The sequence below is a fragment of the Streptomyces sp. A0958 genome (genome assembly GCF_004795035.1).
Classification (GTDB): Bacteria; Actinomycetota; Actinomycetes; order Streptomycetales; family Streptomycetaceae; genus Streptomyces.
In genome coordinates, this window is the sequence record NZ_SSBK01000002.1 from 1 (window position 1) to 21,310 (window position 21,310).

General features: G+C 73.6%; 16 protein-coding genes. 10 read left to right on the forward strand and 6 right to left on the reverse strand.

Annotation, left to right across the window (positions count from 1 at the left end; all coding sequences use genetic code 11):
* From E6P78_RS02200 to E6P78_RS02220, 5 genes are all read left to right on the forward strand, one after another.
* A partial coding sequence (locus E6P78_RS02200) for a tetratricopeptide repeat protein (protein ID WP_240799008.1) occupies nucleotides 1–1,097 on the forward strand: 1,097 nt, incomplete at its 5' end.
* Between the two features lie 2 nt (nucleotides 1,098–1,099).
* A complete protein-coding gene (locus E6P78_RS02205) occupies nucleotides 1,100–2,326 on the forward strand; it encodes a PP2C family serine/threonine-protein phosphatase (protein ID WP_206307700.1) in 1,227 nt (408 codons plus the stop codon).
* Nucleotides 2,327–2,414: 88 nt separating this feature from the next.
* On the forward strand, nucleotides 2,415–3,758 hold the full coding sequence (locus tag E6P78_RS02210) for a VWA domain-containing protein (protein ID WP_136201787.1): 1,344 nt from the start codon (nucleotides 2,415–2,417) through the stop codon (nucleotides 3,756–3,758).
* A 106-nt stretch (nucleotides 3,759–3,864) separates the two neighbouring features.
* On the forward strand, nucleotides 3,865–5,124 hold the full coding sequence (locus E6P78_RS02215; RefSeq protein WP_136201788.1) for an FHA domain-containing protein: 1,260 nt from the start codon (nucleotides 3,865–3,867) through the stop codon (nucleotides 5,122–5,124).
* 159 nt (nucleotides 5,125–5,283) lie between these two features.
* Nucleotides 5,284–5,733: a MarR family transcriptional regulator gene (locus tag E6P78_RS02220; RefSeq protein WP_136202029.1), complete on the forward strand. Its 450-nt coding sequence runs from the start codon at nucleotides 5,284–5,286 to the stop codon at nucleotides 5,731–5,733.
* Here E6P78_RS02220 and E6P78_RS02225 read toward each other — a convergent pair.
* Nucleotides 5,730–6,851, reverse strand: coding sequence for an FAD-dependent oxidoreductase (locus E6P78_RS02225; RefSeq protein ID WP_136201789.1), 1,122 nt, complete (start codon nucleotides 6,849–6,851; stop codon nucleotides 5,730–5,732). The genes E6P78_RS02220 and E6P78_RS02225 overlap by 4 nt on opposite strands.
* A gap of 164 nt (nucleotides 6,852–7,015) precedes the next feature.
* Here E6P78_RS02225 and E6P78_RS02230 point away from each other — a divergent pair, with 164 nt between their 5' ends.
* From E6P78_RS02230 to E6P78_RS02250, 5 genes are all read left to right on the forward strand, one after another.
* A complete protein-coding gene (locus E6P78_RS02230; RefSeq protein WP_136201790.1) occupies nucleotides 7,016–7,420 on the forward strand; it encodes a globin in 405 nt (134 codons plus the stop codon).
* A 172-nt stretch (nucleotides 7,421–7,592) separates the two neighbouring features.
* Nucleotides 7,593–10,913, forward strand: a complete 3,321-nt coding sequence (locus tag E6P78_RS02235; RefSeq protein WP_136201791.1) for an ABC transporter permease — start codon at nucleotides 7,593–7,595, stop codon at nucleotides 10,911–10,913.
* Between the two features lies 1 nt (nucleotide 10,914).
* On the forward strand, nucleotides 10,915–13,728 hold the full coding sequence (locus E6P78_RS02240; protein ID WP_136201792.1) for an FtsX-like permease family protein: 2,814 nt from the start codon (nucleotides 10,915–10,917) through the stop codon (nucleotides 13,726–13,728).
* Nucleotides 13,725–14,870 carry an ATP-binding cassette domain-containing protein gene (locus E6P78_RS02245; protein ID WP_346765547.1) on the forward strand — a complete coding sequence of 382 codons (1,146 nt, stop codon included), beginning with the start codon at nucleotides 13,725–13,727 and terminating at the stop codon, nucleotides 14,868–14,870. The genes E6P78_RS02240 and E6P78_RS02245 overlap by 4 nt, the downstream gene beginning before the upstream one ends.
* A gap of 58 nt (nucleotides 14,871–14,928) precedes the next feature.
* Nucleotides 14,929–15,978, forward strand: coding sequence for a DUF2804 domain-containing protein (locus E6P78_RS02250; RefSeq protein ID WP_136201793.1), 1,050 nt, complete (start codon nucleotides 14,929–14,931; stop codon nucleotides 15,976–15,978).
* A 14-nt stretch (nucleotides 15,979–15,992) separates the two neighbouring features.
* Here the strand turns inward: E6P78_RS02250 and E6P78_RS02255 are convergent, their stop codons facing one another.
* The 5 genes from E6P78_RS02255 to E6P78_RS02275 form a co-directional block, all read right to left on the reverse strand.
* A complete protein-coding gene (locus E6P78_RS02255; protein WP_136201794.1) occupies nucleotides 15,993–16,685 on the reverse strand; it encodes a hypothetical protein in 693 nt (230 codons plus the stop codon).
* Nucleotides 16,682–17,104, reverse strand: a complete 423-nt coding sequence (locus E6P78_RS02260; RefSeq protein ID WP_168712448.1) for a thioesterase family protein — start codon at nucleotides 17,102–17,104, stop codon at nucleotides 16,682–16,684. Before E6P78_RS02260 ends, E6P78_RS02255 begins: the two co-directional genes overlap by 4 nt.
* Nucleotides 17,105–17,109: 5 nt before the next feature.
* Nucleotides 17,110–18,774 (reverse strand): energy-dependent translational throttle protein EttA, encoded by a 1,665-nt coding sequence (ettA, locus tag E6P78_RS02265; protein WP_136201795.1) that lies wholly within the window; start codon nucleotides 18,772–18,774, stop codon nucleotides 17,110–17,112.
* A 227-nt stretch (nucleotides 18,775–19,001) separates the two neighbouring features.
* A complete protein-coding gene (locus E6P78_RS02270) occupies nucleotides 19,002–20,450 on the reverse strand; it encodes an LAETG motif-containing sortase-dependent surface protein (RefSeq protein ID WP_168712537.1) in 1,449 nt (482 codons plus the stop codon).
* A gap of 212 nt (nucleotides 20,451–20,662) precedes the next feature.
* Nucleotides 20,663–21,283, reverse strand: a complete 621-nt coding sequence (locus E6P78_RS02275; RefSeq protein ID WP_136201797.1) for a single-stranded DNA-binding protein — start codon at nucleotides 21,281–21,283, stop codon at nucleotides 20,663–20,665.
* Nucleotides 21,284–21,310 lie beyond the last annotated feature (27 nt).

Genomic DNA, 21,310 nt, shown 5'->3' on the forward strand with positions numbered 1-21,310 from the left:
ATCACCCCGGCCAGGAACCCCGCGTTGGGGTCGCTCGCGTCGACCCGGGGCACCGGCAGCGCGAGCGAGGTCCCGCGCACGTCGCGCCCCGCAGTCCGGTGCCCGCGCCCGGCGCCCCACAGGTGCCGCCCGGCGCGCGGGTGCCCCGGCCGGCCGGGCTCGACGTGCGCGGGACCTCGCTCGCGCTGCCGGTGCCCCGGGTCGACGCGAGCGACCCCAACGCGGGGTTCCTGGCCGGGGTGATGGCGTCGGCGCCCGCCGAACTGATCGCCGCGTTGCAGGCGGTTCCGGCCGCCTCGCTGGAGACCCGGCTGCGCGAACTGCGGGCGTACCTGGAGATGGGCGACCTCGGCGCGGCCGTCAAGACCCTGACGGCGCTGGCAGGACAGCACCCGGACGACTGGCGGGTGGTCTGGTACCGGGGCCTCACCTCCCTGGTGACCGGCGACAGGGAGAACGCGGCGCTGTCGTTCGACGCGGTGTACGACGCGTTTCCCGGGGAGCCGGCGCCCAAGCTGGCCCTCGGCATCTGCGCGGAGGTGCTGGGTCAGCTGGACAACGCCGCCGAGTACTACCGGCTGGTGTGGATGACCGATCCCAGCTTCGTGAGCGCGGCGTTCGGCCTGGCCCGGGTGCAGATCGCGGCCGGGGACCGCACCGCGGCGGTCCGGACGCTGGAGTCGGTGCCCGAGGCGTCGATCCACTTCACCGCGGCCCGGGTGGCCGCGGTCCGGGCCCGGCTGCGTGAACGGGGCCCGGACGAGCCGCTGCTGACGGACCTGATGGCCGCGTCGGCGCAGGTGTCGGGGCTCGCGGGGCTGGGGCTCGACGCGGTGCGGCGGGAGCAGTTGTCGACCGAGGTGCTGGGCACCGCGCTCGACTGGGTACTCTCCGGTAGCCCTTCGGGCCCGCAGCCGGCCGTCAACGCCGGACCGCACGGCCCGGGGACGCTGCTCGGCAGCGAGCTGGACGAGCGCGGACTGCGTTTCGGTCTGGAGCGCGCGTACCGGATGCTCGCCCGGCTCGCGGAGCCCGGCGCCGAGAGGATCGAACTGGTGGAGCGGGCCAACCGCTTCCGCCCCCGAACGTGGGTGTGAACATGTCGCAGAACCACCAGGAGACGGCCTTGCCGAGGTGTCCCGGCTGCGAGGAGCCGTTGGAGCAGGGCGACCTGTTCTGCGGTGCGTGCGGGTACGACCTGTCGGCCGTGCCCGAGCCGCCGCAGGACCGCCCGACGGTCGCCATCGTCACGCCGGGCGCCGGTGCGCCGGGTGCGGCCGCCCCGTCCGGGGCCCGTTCCGAGGGGCCCGCCGGCTCCGGGGACTTCGAGCTGGCCGCCCCGGGGGCCGCGCCCGATCCGCGTATGTCCCCGAAGCCTGCGCCGGTCGCGGCACCGGCCCCGGCGGCCGGGGGCAAGGTGTGTGTGGCCTGCCGGGCCGGGCGGGTCGACGGCGACGGCTACTGCGAGAACTGCGGCCACGCGCAGCCGCGCGAGCGCGACCACATGGAGCAGGAGCTCGGTTCGGTCGCCGCGGTCAGCGACCGGGGCCTGCGCCACCACCGCAACGAGGACTCGTTCGCGGTGTCGACGACCGCCCTGCCGGACGGCTCGGCGGCCGTCGTGGCGATCGTGTGCGACGGGGTGTCGTCGGCCAGCCGGCCCGACGAGGCCTCGGCGGCGGCGGCGAGCGCGGCCAACGAGTCCCTGCTCGACACGCTGCCGCGCGGCACGCATCCGCAGCAGGCGATGCACGAGGCGATCGTGGCGGCCTCGGAGTCGGTCAACCGGCTGGCCCAGGACCCGGGCCGGGAGCACGAGCCGCACCGCCACCAGAACGCCCCGGCGTGCACGTTGGTCGGCGCGGTGATGGCGAGTGGCCTGCTGGTCGTCGGCTGGGTCGGCGACAGCCGCGTGTACTGGGTGCCCGAGGACCGCTCCGCCGCGCCCGCCCGGCTGACCGAGGACGACTCCTGGGCCGCGCAGATGGTCGCGACGGGCCTGATGAACGAGGCGGAGGCGTACGCGGACGAGCGCGCCCACGCCATCACGGGGTGGCTCGGCGCCGACGCCTACGAACTGGAGCCGCACACGGCCTCGTTCAAACCGGACCGGCCGGGCCTCGTGGTGGTCTGCACGGACGGGCTGTGGAACTACGCGGAGTCCGCGTCCGACATGGCCGCCGCGATGCCCGAGGACGCGTACCAACGGCCGCTGCACGCCGCCCAGGTGCTGGTGGGGCACGCCCTGGACGGCGGGGGCCACGACAACGTGACAGTGGCCCTGCTGCCGTTCGCCGTATCACCGCAAAAGGCAGGCTCCGCCTGAAACAGGCGGTTTACCCCTTCCCACCTTCGACGCCTTTGTCCGTACATCTGTCTTCATCTGACACATGGAGCCTCAAGGAGCCGATCAGATGGCCAACTTCTCCAAGTCGAACGTGCCGCAGTTCTCCGTCGAGGTGTACCAGAACGAATTCCTGCCCGAGGGCGGCCGTGAGGTCAACGGCATCATCACGGTCACCTCGACCGGGGGCGGCACCACCGGGGGTGTGCCGCTGGCGGGGGCGCACGCGCCGGGGCGGGCCACCGGCGCCGCCGTGGTGATCATGGTGGACTGCTCCGGTTCGATGGACTACCCGCCTACGAAGATGCGCAACGCCCGCGACGCGACGGCGGCGGCCGTGGACACCCTGCGCGACGGCACCTCGTTCGCCGTGGTCGCCGGTACGCATGTGGCCAAGGAGGTCTACCCGGGCAACGGCCGGCTCGCCGTCGCCGATGCGCAAACCCGGGCCCAGGCCAAGGAGGCGCTGCGCCGGCTGAGCGCGGGCGGCGGTACGGCGATCGGGACCTGGCTGCGGCTGGCGGACCGGCTGCTCGGCGCCGCCGACGTGGACATCCGGCACGGCATCGTGCTGACGGACGGGCGCAACGAGCACGAGTCGCCGCAGGACCTGCGCGCGGCGCTGGACGCCTGCGCGGGGCGGTTCACCTGTGACGCCCGCGGGGTCGGCACCGACTGGGAAGTGAAAGAAGTCACAGCCATCGCCTCGGCGCTGCTCGGCACGGCCGACATCGTCGCCGACCCGGCGGGGCTCGCGGCGGACTTCACGCACATGATGGAGAACGCCATGGGCAAGGAGGTCGCGGACGTCGCGCTGCGGCTGTGGACCCCGGTCGGCGTGGAGATCAAGTTCGTGAAGCAGGTCGCGCCGACGGTCGCCGACCTGACCGACCGCCGCACCGAGGCGGGCCCCAGAGCCGGGGACTACCCCACGGGTTCCTGGGGCGACGAGTCCCGCGACTACCACGTGTGCGTCCGGGTGCCGGAGGCCGGAATCGGTCAGGAGATGCTCGCGGCCCGGGTCTCGCTGGTCCTCCCCGACCCGGCGGGCGGGGCGCCGCAGACCCTGTCGCAGGGCCTGGTGCGGGCGGTGTGGACGGACGACATGGTGGCGTCGACCTCGATCAATCCGCAGGTCGCGCACTACACGGGTCAGGCCGAACTGGCGCAAGTCATCCAGCAGGGTCTTGATGCCCGCAAGTCGGGAGACTTCGACGGCGCCACGGCCAAACTGGGCCGTGCGGTGCAGTTGGCGTCGGCGTCCGGGAACGAGGACACTGCGAAACTGCTTTCGAAGGTGGTAGACGTCGTCGACGCGGCGACGGGTACTGTGCGACTGAAGGCGAAGGTCGCGGAAGCGGACGAGATGACCCTCGAAACCCGCTCCACGAAGACGGTTCGCGTCAAGAAATAACCACATGTCCGCATCGATCAGCCGCCCGCCGGTTCAGGTCCGCCGGGCGGCGGAGCATGACGAATAACGGCCTGCGGGCCGGAGAAGGAGAGGGGGAAGCGCCGACATGCCGACCTGCCCGAACGGACACCAGTCGGGTTCCGAGGACTGGTGCGAGGTCTGCGGCCACCGCATGACCGGGCCGGGCGCGCCTGCGGGTGCGGTCCCCCCGCCTCCTCCGCCGCCCGCGCGCGGTTACGGATACCCGCAGCCCCACGACCCGGACGCGACGGCCCAGGCCGAGCTGTGCCCGCAGTGCCGCACGCCGAGGGAACCGATGGCGCCGTACTGCGAGGAGTGCCGCTGGAACTTCCTCACGAACACCGCGACCTCGTACACCCCGCTGGCCCCGCAGCACGGCGGCCCCGGCCCCGGTGGCCCCGGCCCCGGCCACCATCCGCCGCCGGGCTTCCCCGCCCAGCAGCCGCCGCAGCAGCAGCGCGACCCGTTCGACTACCAGGGCTCCCGGCCCTCGCAGATGAACCGCTCGGCCGAGCCCCTGTCCACGGGGCCGGGCCAGCCCGGACCGTTCGGGCAGGGCCCGCAGGGCACGCCGCCGTACCAGCAGGGGCAGCCCGGACACCCCGGACAGCCCGGCCCCCAGGGCCAGGGCCGGCAGGGGCCGCCGCCTCCGCCCCCGTACCAGCAGGGACCGCAGGGCGGCCCGCAGGGGGCGCCCCCGCCGTACCAGCAGCAGGGTGCGCCGCACGCCTTCCAGCAGACGGCTCCCCCGCCGGCCCCGCCGCACTCCGACGGTGACGACTGGCTGCTCTCCCCGCCGTCGCAGGCCGCCCAGGGCCCGCAGTCGCCGATGCAGCAGCCGCCCTTCCCGGGGCAGCAGGGGCCGGGGCAGCAGGGACCGGGGCAGCAGCACGGTCCCGGCCAGGGCCCGGTCCAGGCCCCGGTCCAGGCCCCGCTGTCCAACAACTGGACGGCGTTCATCGCCCCGGACCGTGAGTACTTCCTCGCGATGATGCAGCGCAGCGGCCCCGAGGCGACCGGGCTCAACCTGCCCGCGTACTCCCCGGAGCAGCAGCTCGCGCTCACCGGCAGCCAGATCACGATCGGCCGCCGCCGGCACAGCACGGGCGAGTCCCCGGACATCGACCTGTCGGTGCCGCCGGAGGACCCGGGCGTCTCGCACCAGCACGCGGTGCTCGTCCAGCAGCCCGACAGCAGTTGGGCCGTGGTCGACCAGAACTCCACCAACGGCACCACGGTCAACGGTGCCGAGGAGCCGATCCAGCCCTACGTCCCCGTCCCGCTCCAGGACGGCGACCAGGTGCACGTCGGGGCGTGGACGACGATCACGATCCGCCGGGACTGAGACCCGCAGGCGCGCCAAGCGGCCGGCGAGGGGCTTTTCGCCCCTCGCCGGCCGCTGTGCTGTGCGGTTAGTTCGTACCGCGAATGTCCGTTCCGGGCGGGCCCGGTCCGCCTCCGCCTGCCGTATTCTGGGCGAATGCGAAAGGATGAAAACGGGCAGATGGGGATCGCCACCGCATTGGTGCGCTCCGCATTCCTGGTGAATGCCGTGTACGCCGATTCCGGCCGCGAGCACGGAATCACCGCCCAGCAGGGCCAGCTGCTCTGCGTCCTGATGCTGAAGCCGTACGGCATGCGGGAGCTGGGCACCGTGCTGGGTCTGGCGAAGTCCAGCCTCACCGGCCTGGTGGACCGGAGCGTGCAGCGCGGCCTGGTGTGCCGGGAGGCCGACCCGGAGGACGGGCGCGCGGTGCGGGTCGCACTGACCGGGGCGGGGAGCGAGCTGGCCGAGGTGTTCTACGCCGAGACCCGCCGGCGGGTGGAGGCGCTGACGGACGGTGTCGACGCCCCCGACCGCGAGCTGCTGGCCGCCCTCCTCGGCCGCCTGGTGCTGGAGAACAAGGTGCCGGTGGTCTTCCGCGAGTCCTGCGAGAACGCCCCGGGCTGCTAGGCCCTGTCCTGGTCGCGGGTGATTCCGAAGAGTTCGGCGAAGCGGCCGGTGAACAGGTCCTTGCCCTTGTACGCGCTGACCTGCGCCGCCGGCAGCACGGCCGGGCCGTCCGGCGTGGACAGCTGCCCCACGCCGCCGCCGGGTCCGAGCGGCAGCAGCATCGAGGGCGGCGACGGCCGGTAGGCGCCCGTCGGGGCCTCGCCGCGCACCTGGGCGAGGACGTTGCCCGCCACCACCTCCGCGTGCTTCATGGCGTACCCGGCCATCTTGGCCTCGGCCAGGTCGGTGAGGTCGCCGAGGGCGTAGATGTGGTCGTGCCCCACGACGTTGAGCCTTTCGGTGACCGGGACACGGCCCTGCGCGTCGCGGTCGGTGACCCGACCGTCGGCGAGGTAGTCGCCGTTGGAGCGCACGCCGTAGCAGCGGAACCAGAGGTCGGCCTCGATCGTGTCGCCGCCGGTGGTGGTCACCGTGAACGGCTTCAGGCGCGCCGGTTCGGCCGGCGGCTCGGCGGCGAGCGCGGTACCGAGCCGCAGTTCCACGCCGAGCCCGTCCAGCTGGCGCAGCAGTTCCTCGCGGAGCTCCGGCAGGAAGCCCGGCATCAGCTCCTCGGCCGGGTCGGTGACGACCACGTGCTTCTCGGGCCAGACCGCCTTGATCTCGCCGGACAGTTCGAGCCCGACCGGTCCGGCGCCGGCGATCAGCACCCGTCCGGCGGCGGCGAGTTCGGCGTGGGCGTCGCGTATCCGGGCCAGCGCCTCGCCGGAGAGGTCGGTGTCCGTCTTGGCGGGGAACGGGTAGTCGGAGCCGGTGGCGAGCACCAGGTAGTCGGCGGCGATCCGCTCGCCGGAGGCCAGGGTGACGCCGCCCGGGTCCGCGGCGACGGCCCGTTCGCGGCGGACGGTGCCGCGCTTCAGCAGGGTGTCGTACGGGAAGAAGATGTTCTCCGCCCAGTCGGGGCGGACCAGTGCCCGCAGTGATCCCGCCGCGTGGACGAATGCGTCCTTGGGGTCGATGAGCACTACATCGGTTTCCTCGTCGAGCGCCTTGGCGACCGCCGCGCCGCCATATCCGCCGCCGATGACCACGACGGTGCGACGGGCCGTTCCGTTGTCCATGCCGATTCCCATCCCTGAATGAGCACGCATAAGTGCGCACATAATGTAGTTCGCCAAACGAACATAATGGTTCGCGTCACGAACTGTAAAGCGCTCACGCCGTCGCCCCGGCGGAATCGCCCGGGGCCCCTCCGGGCGGCCGGTGCGTCTGCGACCATGGACGGGTGACTGAGAATCCGCGCGACACGCTGCAGGAGCTGACCTTCTACGAGCAGGTCGGCGGCGAGGAGACCTTCAGGCGCCTGGTCCACCGCTTCTACCAGGGCGTTGCCGACGACCCGCTGCTGCGGCCGATGTATCCGGAGGAGGATCTCGGGCCGGCCGAGGAGCGGTTCGCGCTCTTCCTCATGCAGTACTGGGGCGGTCCGCGCACCTACAGCGACCGGCGCGGGCACCCCCGGCTGCGGATGCGGCACGCGCCGTTCCGGGTGGACCGCGCCGCGCACGACGCCTGGCTGAGCCACATGCGCGTGGCCCTCGACGAACTGGGCCTGGCGCCCGAGCACGAGCGCCAGCTGTGGGACTATCTCACCTATGCGGCCGCCTCGATGGTGAACACCGATGACTGAGAAGCGGTCACAGGGCGAGCGAAGACGTGCGGTATCCGGTACTCCGCGACCGGATACCGGTCACAATCCCATCAAGTTGTACCCGTAAGCGGTTTCCACGAGCAGCGGCCGTCTGACAGCATCCAGGCAACGCCGGGGGCGGGCGTTGCGTGAGTGGTGACTAGGGGGCCAGGTGACGGGGTTCGTCTTTCTGCGGGTGAGGGCGCACCGGCTCCTTCTCGCCGCGGCCGTGCTGGCCGTGCTCCTGACCACCTCGGTGCTGGCCGCGCTCACCGCGTTCTCCGGTTCCATCGGCGACGCCGCGCTGCGCCACACCCTCACCCACCGCTCGGCCGTCCCCGCCGCGCTCCTGGTGTCCGCCCAGCTGGAGCCCGCCGAGCGGGAGTCCGCCGACTCGGCGGCGCGCAAGGCCGCCCGGGACACGTTCGACGGGCTGCCGGTGACCGTACGGAACCTGGAGACCTCCGGCCCGTACGCGCTGCCGCGCAGCCTCCAGGCCCCGGCCGCCCGGCGCGGCGACCCCGACCTCACCCACTTCGCCTCGCTGGACCGCAGCCGCGTCCGCCTCACTGCCGGCCGCATGCCCGTCGCCGGGGCGGGGAAGAGCGGCGGCCCCGTCGAGGTCGCCCTTCCCGCGACCGCCGCCGAGGCCCTGTCGCTGAAGCCGGGCGCCCGGCTGAAGGTCACCGACCGGCTGGGCGGCGAACCGGTGCGGATCGTGGTCACCGGGCTCTACAAGGCCGCCGACCAGGCCGACCCGTACTGGCAGCTGGACGCGCTCGGCGGGCGCGGCATCCGCAAGGTCGTCTTCACGACGTACGGCCCGCTGCTCACCGACCCGGCCGTGCTCGGCTCGGGGCGGATCAGCTCGGGCGAGGTGTCCTGGCTGGCGTCCGCCGACTTCCGGACCGTCACCACGGACCGGATGAAGGCCCTGCACGACGCGGCGACCACCGGCCCGAAGGCGCTGCTGGCCGCGCCCGAGTTCAAGGACGGGGCGAGCGCGCAGACGTCGCTGCCCACCGTGCTCGACCAGATCGACCGCGCGCTGCTGGTCTCCCGCTCGACGCTGACGATCGTGGCCGTGCAACTGGTCCTGCTCGCCGGGTACGCCCTGCTGCTGGTGGCCCGGCTGCTCAGCAGCGAACGCGCCGGCGAGACCGAACTGCTGCGGGCGCGCGGCGGATCGCGCGCCCGGATCACCTCGCTCGCGGCCGTCGAGGCGCTGCTGCTCGCCCTGCCCGCGGCCGTCGTCGCGCCGCTGCTCGCCGGGCCGCTGACCCGGCTCCTCGCGGACCGCAGCGAACTGTCCCGGATCGGGCTGCGCCTGGACACCGGTGTCACCGGCCAGGTGTGGCTGATCGCCGCCGTCACCGCGCTGGCCTGCGCGCTCGCCGTCGTGGCGCCCGCCCTGGCCGCCAGTTCCGGGGGCCGGCGCTCCACCCGTTCCGCCGCGCTGCCCGCACCGGTGCGGGCGGGCGCGGACCTGGCGCTGCTGCTGGTCGCGGCGGTGGCGTACTGGCAACTGGACCGGCAGACCAGGGGCTCGGGGGGCGGCGCGCTCAGCGGCGACCGCTCGGGCGGGCTCGGGATCGATCCGCTGCTGGTGGCCGCGCCCGCGCTCGCCCTGCTCGCCGGCACCGTACTGACCCTGCGGCTGCTGCCGCCCGCGGCGCGCCTCGCGGAACGCCGGGCGGCGGGCGGGCGAGGGCTCGCGACCGCCCTGGCGGGCTGGCAGTTCAGCCGCCGCCCGCTGCGGGGTGCCGGGCCCGTGCTGCTGCTGGTCCTCTCGGTGGCGATGGGGATGCTGGCGGTCGGGCAGAGCGCGTCGTGGAACCGTTCGCAGAACGACCAGGCCGACTTCAGGTCCGGCGCCCCGGTCCGCGTGATCGGCGGTGTCAACGCGGACCCGGCCAAGTCCGGCGCGTACGCGGATCTGCCGGGCGTACGGGAGGTGGCACCCGCCTTCCGTACGACCGTGGACCTCTCCGACGAGCGCACCGCCGACATCCTCGCCCTGGACACCGCGCACGCCGACGAGCGGATGCTGATGCGCGACGACCTCGGCGGCGGCTCCACCGCCCGGCTGTTCGACTCGCTCGCCCCGGAGAAGGCCGCGCGCCCCGGGCTGCCTCTCCCCGGGAAGAGCACCCGGCTCCGGTTCGACCTGGGGATCTCCGTCCCGGCCGCGACCCGCACGACCTCGCCCTCCGGCATGGCGCCGCAGCTCACCGTGCTGTTGGAGGACCGCTACGGCCTCCCGTACCAGGTGGCCGCCGGTGCCGTGCCCGCCGACGGGAAGGCGCGCCCCTTCGAGATCAAGGTGGCCGCCGCCGGCGGGCTGGCCGTCACCGGGTTCGAGCTGGACGACAAGCAGCCCGTCGGCCACGGCGAGTCCCACCGGCTCGCGGTGACCCACCTGCGCACGGTCACCGAGGAGGGCACCGAGCAACCGGTCCCGGTACCCGCCGGCTTCCGCTGGCAGGCGGCCGTGAGCGCCGACTCGTTGGGCGACGTGCAGCCCGGCGCGGCCGTCTCCCCGACCGCGTCCGCCACCACCCCGCTGGGCCTCGACTACCCCACCGGCTCGGTCAGCGCCGAGGACGCGGTGTACGCGGTCCCGGCCCTCAACGTGCGGATCACCGCCGCGCGGCCCGAGGCCCCGGCCATGCTCCAGGCGGTCGCCACGGACGCCTACCTCAAGGCCACCGGGGCGAGGACCGGGCAGGCCGTCGACGTCACGCTGGCCGGCGAACGGGTCCGGGTGAAGATCGTCCGGACCGTGCACCGGCTGCCGACGACCGGCCCTGGCGGCTCCGCCGAGACGACCACGGAGTACCGCCGGGCCAGGGACGGCGGGGCGCTGCTGCTCGACCTCAGGTCCCTGGGCCAGGTCCTCGCGGAACGCCCCGGGGCCCGGCTCACCGCCACCGAGTGGTGGCTGAGCACCGCACCGGGCCGCACCGCCGACGTCGCCGCCGCGCTGCGCGCCCTGCCCGACACCGACCCCGCCCAGGTGCTGGTCCGCGACGAGGTCGCCGACGAGCTGGTCAGCGATCCGCTGGGGGCGGGCCCGCAGTCCGCGCTGCTCGCGGTGGCGGTCGTCGCCGCGGCCCTGGCCGCGGTCGGCTTCGCGGTGGCGGCGGTCGGCTCGCAGCGGGAACGTTCCGCCGAGTTCGCCGTACTGCGGGCGCTGGGCACCCCGCGCCGCCAGCTGGCCCGGATGACCGCGGCCGAGCAGGGCGTCCTGATCGCCATCGCGCTGCTGGTCGGGGGCGCGCTTGGGGCGTTGCTCACCCGGGCGGTGGTGCCGCTGATCGTGCTGACCGGGCAGGCCGCCCAGCCGGTGCCCTCGGTGCTGGTGCGGCTGCCGGCCGGTCAGGTCGCCCTGCTGCTGGCCGGGGTGGCCGCGCTGCCGCTGCTCATCGTCGCGGCCCTCGCCCTGCGCCGCGCCGACCCCGCGATATCGCTGCGCCACCAGGGGGACCACTGACATGAGCCCGCGTTCGAAAACCCCGCGCGCGGCAGCCGCCAGTGCCCCCTGGGTACGCACCCGGCTGCGGACCGCGCCCGGCGCCGCCTGCGCGTTCTTCCTGCTGGTACTGGTGACGGCGTTCCTCGCCGCCGCCTTCCCCCGGTCCGTCGACCGCTACGAGGGCCAGGGGCTGCGTCATGACCTCGGCGTCGCCGAACCGAGGCGCGGCGTCCTGGAGGTGAGCGGACCCCAGCCCGGCCTCGAACTGCCCGTCACGGCCCGCGAGGAGGCGGTGCGCGGGGCCACGATGACCGCCGCGCAGCACCGGATTCTGGACGCGCTGCCCGACCCGGTCCGGGCCGACACCGGCCAGTCCGCGTACGGGGTCCGCACCTCGAACCCGATCACGGCGAAGGAGCCGTGGTTCCCCCGCCCGTACGGCCTCGACCCGGCCCTGACCTACGTCACCCAGTCCGCCCTCCCCGACCACGCCACCCTGCGCACCGGGGCGTGGCCGAAGGTGCGCGGCGAGGTGACGATGCGGACCCGCGAGGTCGAGGCGGCCGTCACCGAGGCGACCGCGAAGGCGCTGCGGATCGAGGCCGGTGCGACCGTCGCCGTCCCGACCCGGGGCGGCGGGAAGATCACGGTACGCGTCACCGGCATCGTCGCCCCGAAGCAGCCGGAGGCCTCCTACTGGTCGGCCGAGCAACTGCTGCGCACCCCTTCGCTGGTCCCCACCCCCAGCAAGGAGACCCCGCGCTACTACTGGACGGCCGCGCTGCTGCTGCCGCCGGACGCCGCCCCGGCCCTGCTCGCCACGACGGGGCAGCCCGAGCTCTACTGGCGGCTCGCGCCCGACAGCTCCCGCCTGAACGCGCGCGACGTGCCCCGGCTGCGCACGGCGGTCGCCTCGCTGGAGGGCGGCCCCGGACTGCTCACGATGCGTCAGCTGGTCGGGGACACGGTCACCGTCACCACCGACCTGGACGAGATCCTGGCCGCGTACGACGGCATGCGCGCCGCGATCGAGCCGGTCGTGACGGTCGCCGCCGTCGGCATCGGGGCCGTCGCCGCCGTCGTCCTGCTGATGACGGGCGGCCTGATCGCCGGCCGCCGGCACGCCGAACTGGGACTGCTGCGGGCCCGCGGCGGGTCCCTGGCCGGCATCGGGGGCCGGCTGCTCGCCGAGACCGCGGTGACGGCCGTGCCCGCCGGTGCGCTGGGGCTGCTGCTCGCGGTCCTCACCGTGGGCGAGGCCCGGCTGTGGCCGGCCGCGGTGGGCGCCGGCGCGGTCGTCGTCCTGGTCTGCGCCGCGCTCCCGCTGCACACGGCCCTGCTGCACCGCAAGCACCAACTGCACGGCCCCCGCGACGACCTGGCGACCGCCCGCCCGTCCCGTCAACGTACCGTCGCCGAGCTCACCCTGCTGGTGCTGGCCGCCGGCGCCGTCGCGGCGCTGCGCCGGCGCGGCACGGACAGCGCGGGCGGCACCGACCTCCTGGTCAGCGCCGCGCCGGTGCTGGTCGCCCTGATCGCGGCCGTGGTCCTGGTCCGGCTCTACCCGCTGCCGCTGCGCCTCGCGCTGCGCTCCGTGGCCCGGCTGCGCGGCGCGGTCGGCTTCCTGTCGCTGGCGCGGGCCGGCCGCTCGTCGGCGTCAGGCACCCTGCCGCTGCTCGCGCTGCTGGTCGCCCTGACGACGGCGGCGTTCGGCGGCTCGGTGCTCGCGGGGGTCGCGGACGCCCGGGACGACGCGGCCGTGCTCGCCACCGGGGCCGACGCCCGGATCAGCGGCCAGGGCGACTCCGTACCACTGCCCGCCGCCCTGATCCGCGCGGCCGGGAAGGCGGACGGTGTACGCGAGGTGGTGCGGGCCCAGATCGAGTACGGGGTCTCGCTGCCGCCGGCGGCCGGCGGCTCCGAGGACGCGAAGGGCGCCACCCTGATCGGCGTCGACCCGGACGCGTACGCCCGGCTGGCCCGTACCGTCGGCCTCGGCTCCTTCCCGGCCGACCGGCTGAAGGCCACCGGCGCCCGGCCGGCGAAGGGGCAGCCCGCCTCCGAGGACCGGGTCCTGCCCGTGCTCGCCTCGCCGTCCGTCGCCGCGCGGCTCGGGGACGGGGCGCGCGATCTGCAGACGTCTGCCGGGGACTTCAAGGTGCGGGTGGCGGGCACGGTGACGCACACGCCCGCCGTCACCGACACCTCCTTCATGGTCGTCGACGCCTCCGCCCTCACCCACCGCCAGACCACCGCGCTGCTGCTCACCGGCGACCGTCTGGACGCCGACGCGCTGCACAAGGCCGCCGCCGACGCGGGCAAGGGCTTCTCCGTACAGCTGCGCTCCGAGGCGCGCGCCTCCTACGTCGACACCCCGATGCAGAACGGCGCCGAACGGATCTACCAGGCGGCCATCGCGGCCGGCGCCGGGTACGCCCTGCTCGCCGTGCTCCTCTCGCTGCTCCGGACCGCCCCGGAACGCACCACGCTGCTGGCCCGGCTGCGCACCATGGGCCTCACCTCCCGGCAGGGCGGGCGCCTCCTCGGTTTCGAGGCCATGCCGCAGGCCCTGCTCGCCGCCGTGGGCGGGCTGCTCGTCGGCCGTGCCACCATCGCGCTGCTCGCGCCGGGCATCGACCTGGTGCACCTCGCGCTCTCGACCGGTCCCGGCTCCGGCCTGCTGGACACCGCACCGCTGCGGACCGATCCGTGGTCCCTGGTCCTGCCGGCGCTGGGCGTGATCGTCCTGGCCGCCGCGGTGGCCGGTGTGCAGGCCTGGTGGACCGGCCGCCGCGGATCGATCACCGAACTCAGGGCAGGAGACTCCCGATGACGACGCCGTCGACCGATTCCACGCTGGCGGAGCTCGAACAGCGGGCCACCGCCCGGCGCGACCGGCCCTCCTACGGGCACGACGCGCTGATCGCCTGCGACCGTCTGGTGCGGATCTTCACCACGGACGGGGTGGAGGTGCAGGCCCTCCAGGGGCTCGATCTGCTGGTGAACGAGGGCGAGCTGCTGGCGCTGGTCGGCGCGTCCGGCAGCGGCAAGTCGACGCTGATGAACATCCTGGCGGGCCTGGACGAGCCCACGGCCGGGGCGGCGAAGGTGGCGGGCTGCGACCTGCTGTCCATGGGGCAGAAGGAACGGCTCCGCTACCGCCGGGACGTCGTCGGCTTCGTCTGGCAGCAGACCGCCCGCAACCTCCTGCCGTATCTGACGGCGATCCAGAACATCACGCTGCCCATGCAGCTGCGCGGCCGTGGCCGCAGCCGCGAACGGGCCGCGCGCGCCGAGGCGTTGCTGCGGATGCTGGAGGTCGAGGACTGCCGCGACCGCCGCCCGCAGCAGATGTCCGGCGGTCAGCAGCAGCGGGTGGCCATCGCCGTCTCGCTCGCCAACTCCCCCTCCGTACTGCTCGCCGACGAGCCGACCGGCGAACTCGACTCGGCCACCGGCGAGCAGGTCTTCGCCGCGTTCCGCCGCGCCAACGAGGAGCTGGGCACGACGATCGTGATCGTCACCCACGACCAGGCGGTAGCCGACGAGGTGAGCCGTACGGTCGCCATCCGGGACGGCCGCACGTCCTTCGAGGTGCTGCGCCGCACCGAGGTCGACGCGGCGACCGGCCAGGAGTCCCAGGTGGCCCGCGAGTACGCGATGCTGGACCGCGCGGGCCGGCTGCAACTGCCCGCCGACTACACCGAGGCGCTGGGCATGGAGCACCGCGTGATGCTGGAACTGGAGCAGGACCACATCGGCGTATGGCCGGACGGCCCGAAGCCGGACGGCCCCAAGCCGGACGGCCCCAAGCCGGACGGCCCCAAGCCGGAGGGCCCGGAGGCGGACGGCCCGAAGCCGGACGGCCCGAAGCCGGACGGCCCCAAGCCGGACGGCCCGAAGGCGGACGGCCCGAAGGCGGACGGCCCGAAGCCGGAGGGCCCGGAGGCGGAGGGCGGCCCCTCGCCGGAGTGACCGTCGCCGGGGTGACCGTGGGCGGTGGCGGCCGGGGACCGGCCGTTAGTATCCGGCCATGACGACGTTCGAGCGCGAGATCACCGAGCCGGTCGACCTGTGTCTGCCCGACGGCAGTCTCGATCCGGCGGCGGTCGGCTGGTCACGGGTGCCGCTGCACCGCGCCAATCTGCGCGGCTGGGGCCGGACGAAGCGCTGGGAGTACTGGTGCGTGACGACGCCCACCCACCTGGTGGCGCTGACCGTCAGCGACCTGGACTTCCTCGCCCTGAACACCGTCTACCTGCTCGAATACGCGCCGGGCGGCCTGGAGTTGGAGCGCACCGCGATCATCCCGGCGGGCCGCGGCGTCCAGCTCCCCGACACGGTGGCCGGCGCCCCCGGCTCCCCGGACGTCGTGACCGGCCCCGCGCGTCCCACGGGCGGCAAGGTGCGCGTCGAGATCCGCGACGAGCCCGGCGGCACCCGGCTGCGGGCGCGCTGCCTGACCCAGGAGCGGCTGCCGCTGGAGGTGGACCTCCTGGTCGCCCGGCCGGCGGACCACGAATCGCTCTCCGTGGTCGTGCCCTGGAACAGCCGGCGCTTCCAGTACACCTCGAAGCACACCGCGCTGCCCGCGTCCGGCCGGGTCAGGATCGGCAGCGAGTTCCTGGAGTTCGACGGGGACGACACCTGGGCCGTCCTGGACCACGGCCGGGGCCGCTGGCCGCGTACGGTCGACTGGAACTGGGGCGCCGCCTCCGGTCGCACCGACGGGCACACCGTGGGCCTCCAGTTCGGCGGGCGCTGGACCCTGGGCACCGGCTCCACGGAGAACGGGCTCTGCGTGGACGGCCGGCTCAGCAAGATCGGCGAGGAGCTGGCCTGGCGCTGGTCACCGGCCGACCCGCTCGCCCCGTGGACGATCCGCACCCCGCTGACCGGCCAGGTGGACCTGACGTTCACCCCGTTCCACAACCGCAGGGCCCGTACGGAGGCCGGTCTGATCGCCAACCGCACCGACCAGTGCTTCGGCCACTACGACGGCCGCATCCGCACCGACGACGGCACGGAGATCGCCGTGGACCGTCTGCTGGGCTGGGCGGAGGACGTGCACATGCGCTGGTGACCGGGGCGGGTCGTTCAGCCGCGTACGGAGACCGCGAGGTTCCCCAGCCCACCGCCCGCGCCCGCCCGGCGCAGCGCGACGGAACCGTACGGGGTGCGCAGCCGGAGCCAGCCGCCGGCCGCCAGCAGGGCCACCGGGAAGTCGGGCGCGGCGCGCAGGAAGCCGAGGGCCTGCGCGGCGTGCACGGCGCGCAGCGGGAGTTCCGTGGTGTCGACGGTGCGCGTCCAGATGTCGTGGCCGATGCGGTCCCGCTCGGCCCGGGTGCGCCGGTCCTCGGGCAGGGCCTCGTCGCGGGCCCTGAACTCCGTGACGGCCGCGGTCAGCGCGGCGCGCAGGGAGGCGGGGTCGGGCAGCCCCGGCCGTTCGCGCCAGCCGCCGCGTGGCGGGAGGACGCCGGCCCAGGGCGGCCCGGTCACCGGCGGGGGCAGGGTGCCGGTGTCGGCGTCCGGCCCCTCGGCGGACAGGGTCTCCAGGAGTTCACCGGCCGACACCGTGACGTCGAAGTCGTGCGCGTCCGCCAGCCGCACCGCCCGGATCGCCAGCACGTCGAACGACGGCGGCCTGCCGAACACGGCGAGCGCGCCGCGGCCCGCCTGGAGGCGCACGGCCGCGGCCCGGTCGTAGTGGAGCAGCCGCCCGAGGAAGGCCGCGAGATCCGCGGCCTCCCTCGCGTCGGCGAAACGCAGCGACTGTACGGACACGGTCATACCGCGGCGGGCTCCTCGGCCAGGTACTCCTGGAGGAACAGCTTCTCCTCCGCGGAGATCCGCCGGGGGCGCTCCTCGGCCAGGTCGTACGGCACGACGACGGTCGAGGCACGCACGTAGACCTGGTCCGGGTCCTTGATCTCGTAGGCGATCGTCAGCGACGCGGCGCCAATCTTCGTGACCCAGGACTCGACGGTCACCGGCCGGTGCCGGTGGACCAGGGGCCGCACGTAGTCGATCTCGTGCCGCGCCACGACGGAGCCGCCCGCGAAGGACGGCGAGCCGTCCCCCGGCGCCAGCCGGAACATGAAGTCGATGCGCGCCTCCTCCAGGTAGCGGAGGAAGACCACGTTGTTGACGTGGCCGAAGGCGTCCATGTCCGACCAGCGCAGCGGGCAGCTGTAGATGTGACGAGCCAAGACGATCAGCCTCGCGTGAGCTTCTTGTACGTGGCGCGGTGCGGGCGGGCCGCGTCGGCGCCGAGGCGGTCGATCTTGTTCTTCTCGTACGACTCGAAGTTGCCCTCGAACCAGTACCACTTGGAGTCGCCCTCGTACGCCAGGATGTGCGTGGCGACGCGGTCCAGGAACCACCGGTCGTGGGAGATGACCACGGCCGCGCCCGGGAACTCCAGGAGGGCGTTCTCCAGCGAGGACAGGGTCTCGACGTCGAGGTCGTTGGTGGGCTCGTCGAGGAGCAGCAGGTTGCCGCCCTCCTTGAGCGTCAGCGCCAGGTTGAGGCGGTTGCGCTCACCACCGGAGAGGACCCCGGCCGGCTTCTGCTGGTCCGGGCCCTTGAAGCCGAAGGCGGAGACGTACGCCCGCGAAGGCATCTCGACCTGGCCGACGTTGATGTAGTCCAGCTCGTCCGAGACGACGGCCCAGAGGGTCTTCTTCGGGTCGATGTTGGCGCGGGACTGGTCGACGTAGGAGATCTTGACCGTGTCGCCGACCTTGATGGAGCCGCTGTCCGGCGTCTCCAGGCCCTGGATCATCTTGAACAGCGTGGTCTTGCCCGCACCGTTCGGACCGATGACGCCGACGATGCCGTTGCGCGGCAGCGTGAACGACAGGCCGTCGATGAGGACCTTGTCGCCGAAGGCCTTCGAAAGGTTCTCGACCTCGACGACGATGGAACCGAGCCGCGGCCCCGGCGGGATCTGGATCTCCTCGAAGTCCAGCTTCCGCATCTTGTCCGCCTCGGCCGCCATCTCCTCGTACCGGGCGAGACGTGCCTTGGACTTGGTCTGCCGGCCCTTGGCGTTGGAGCGGACCCACTCCAGCTCTTCCTTGAGCCGCTTCTGGCGCTTCTCGTCCTTGCGGCCCTCGACCTTGAGGCGGGCGGCCTTCTTGTCGAGGTACGTGGAGTAGTTGCCCTCGTAGGGGAGCGCGCGGCCGCGGTCCAGTTCGAGAATCCACTCGGCGACGTTGTTCAGGAAGTAGCGGTCGTGGGTGACGGCGACCACGGCGCCCGCGTACTTCGAGAGGTGCTGCTCCAGCCAGTTCACCGACTCGGCGTCGAGGTGGTTGGTGGGCTCGTCGAGCAGCAGGAGGTCGGGGGCCTCGATGAGGAGCTTGCAGAGCGCGACGCGGCGCTTCTCACCACCGGAGAGGTTGGTGACGGGCCAGTCGCCGGGCGGGCAGCCCAGGGCGTCCATGGCCTGCTCCAGCTGGGCGTCCAGGTCCCACGCGTTGGCGTGGTCCAGGTCCTCCTGGAGCTTGCCCATCTCGTCCATGAGCGCGTCGGAGTAGTCGGTCGCCATGAGCTCGGCGACCTCGTTGAAGCGCTTGAGCTTGCCCATGGTCTCGGCGGCGCCGTCCTGCACGTTCTCCAGGACCGTCTTCGACTCGTCGAGCTTCGGCTCCTGCATGAGGATGCCGACGCTGAAGCCGGGCGACAGGAACGCGTCACCGTTGGACGGCTGCTCCAGCCCCGCCATGATCTTCAGCACCGTGGACTTACCGGCGCCGTTGGGCCCCACGACACCGATCTTCGCGCCGGGCAGGAAGTTCAGGGTGACGTCATCGAGAATCACCTTGTCGCCGTGCGCCTTGCGCGTCTTGCGCATGGTGTAGATGAACTCAGCCAAGAGAAACCGTCCGGCAATCGATGTGTGGGCAGATACACCCCATCTTGCCTGACGGCCGCCTCTTGACGGAAACCGGTCCGGTGCGCGATACGCGCAATCCCGGCCCCCGGTACGCGCAACCCCCGCCCGCGGTACGCGCGGTCCTGGTCCGCGGTACGCGAAGGCCCCGGCGGGCCTGAGCCTCGCCGGGGCCGTCATCAGCGCGTGTGACGGTGTGCTACCGCCGCTCACTCAGCGGTGGACTGCCCCTTGCGCCGGCGGAGGAAGAAGACCGCGCCGCCGCCGATGACGACGAGGCCGATGGCGATGCCCGCGATGACCGGGGTGGCGTTGGAGCTGCCGGTCTCGGCGAGGTTGCCCTCGGGGCCCGCCGTGCCGCCGCCGGCCGTGGCGGTGGTCGGGGCGGGCTGGTCGAGGGTCTGGGTGTCGACGCCGCCGGTGGTGCTGCCGCTGGTCCGGCAGTCCAGGACGCCCTTGAACGTCTTGGCGAACCCGCCGGGCCCGGTGACCGTGACGTCGTACGCCTGGTCCTCGGCGACGGGCACGGTGACGGTCACGGACTCGCCGGCCTCGACGGTGTGCTCGGTGCCGTCGAGTTCGAAGGTGTACGCCTCGTCGCCCTTGTTGCCGACGGTGATGTCGACGCCGCTCTTGTCGCAGTTCTTCCTGGCGGTGGCCGCCGGGGCCGCGCCCTTCTCGGCCCAGGACGCGGCGGCGTCCGCGGAGACCGTGGACTCGCTGGAGCCGGCCAGGATCTGGGTCTGGCTCCTGGTGACCCCGGCGAAGGCCCGGCCGACCGGGACGGACGTGGTGGCCTGGACGGTCAGCGCGGCGGAGCCGTCCGGGGAGTCGGCCGGCACGTCGAAGTAGAGCTGGTCGCCGTCGGCGGCCGTGGTGACGGGCTTGCCCTTCTTGTCGGTGATCCCGACGCCGCTGGCCGAGTCGGCGGGCGGGGCCACCGAGACCTGGCCGGCGTTGGTGCGGACGGTGACCGGGCCGATCCGCTCGCCGGAGCGCCCGGAGACCGCGACCGGGTCGAGCGCGAGGGACGCCTTGGGCTCGGCGGTGTCGGTGGCGGTCTTCTCCAGCCAGTCGGCGAGCTTCTCCGCCTGCTTGTCGGAGGCGGTCACCTCCGCCTTGTCGGAGAAGCGCCAGATGGCGACCTGGGTGCCGGCCGCCGCGGTCTTCTCGGTGAGCGCCCCGGTGCCGGCCTTCTCGGCGAGGTCCGAGAGGTCGTCGACCTGGGGGTAGGAGTGCTCCAGAATCCAGCGAATCCGGCCGGCGTCCTTGTTACTGCCGAGCGAGGTCTGGTTCCAGGGGGTCTCCAGGTACTTCGCCTGGTCCTGGGTGGGGTTGTGGATGTCGATGCAGTACGTCTTGAGCTTGCCGCCGCCGTCGACGGTCATCTCGAACAGCCCGGCGGGCAGGGTCTGCTTCTTGCCATCCGTGTGCAGGACGGCGGTGTCGTAGGTCTTCAGCCCGTCCAGCACGGCGGTCGCCCCGCCCTGGTGCGGGGGCGCCTCGTCGGCCGCCGCACCGCCCGCGCCGACGAGTACCCCGGCCACGGCCAGGCCGGACGCCACCACCGAAGCGGTCAGCCGGACTATGCGCCGACCCCGTCCGGAGTGGGCCGTCGCCGTGGCCGACGAGACAGTCGCTGAAGAAGCAGAAAACACAGATTTCCCCTCCGGGCGAGACCCTCGCGCCCGGTACGCGTGTGGGGAATGTCCCGCCTGCCTACTCAAGTGCCGTGTGAGTACGGGGAGATCCTATGGAGCGAGCCTTGCACAGTCCCCCGTCGTACCGTCGGACAACCATTCCGACTCGGAATCGTTATCCCCGGTAACTCCCGGCCCCCGGAGGGGCACCGTCCGTCCCGCACACCTCGTCATGGCGCGCTCACCAGGTCGGATGCGGCCCTCCGGGGCGCCGCGCCGCCCTTCTGACGCACCGTCCGCCGCCGCGCCGCCGGACGCGCGGCCGACCGCTCCCCCGGCTCCACCGCCGGCCGCTCCTCGGGCAAACCCGGCTCCGCGCCCGCCACCGGCTCCTCGGCCCCGCCCCGCTCCTCCGGCGCCTCCCGCACCGCCCACGGATCGGCCCCCGGGGCTGCCGGAGCCGGGCCGGACCGTGAGGCGGGCGCCGGCTCGGCCCTGACCACCCGGCGGAACGCCGCCGTACCCCGCGTCAGGTCGTGCCCCACCGCCACCGCCTCGATGTCCACGAACGTCCGGCGCTGACCGTCCTTTTCCTCCTCACGCACCTTCAGCCTGCCGTGCACCACCAGGGGCTCCCCCACCGCGACCGAACCCGACAGGTTCGCCGCCAGGGTGCGCCACGCCCACACGGTGTAGAAGCTGGTGTGTCCGTCGGCCCAGACCTCCTTCACCCGGTCCCACCGCCGCGGCGTCACCGCGAACCTGAACCGGGCCATCCCCCCGGTCGCCGTGTCCCGGAACTCCACTGCCGTCGCCGCATTGCCCACCAGCGTCACCAAGGTCTCGTTCATGACTCCGCCTCCCCTTCGCCCGGTCTC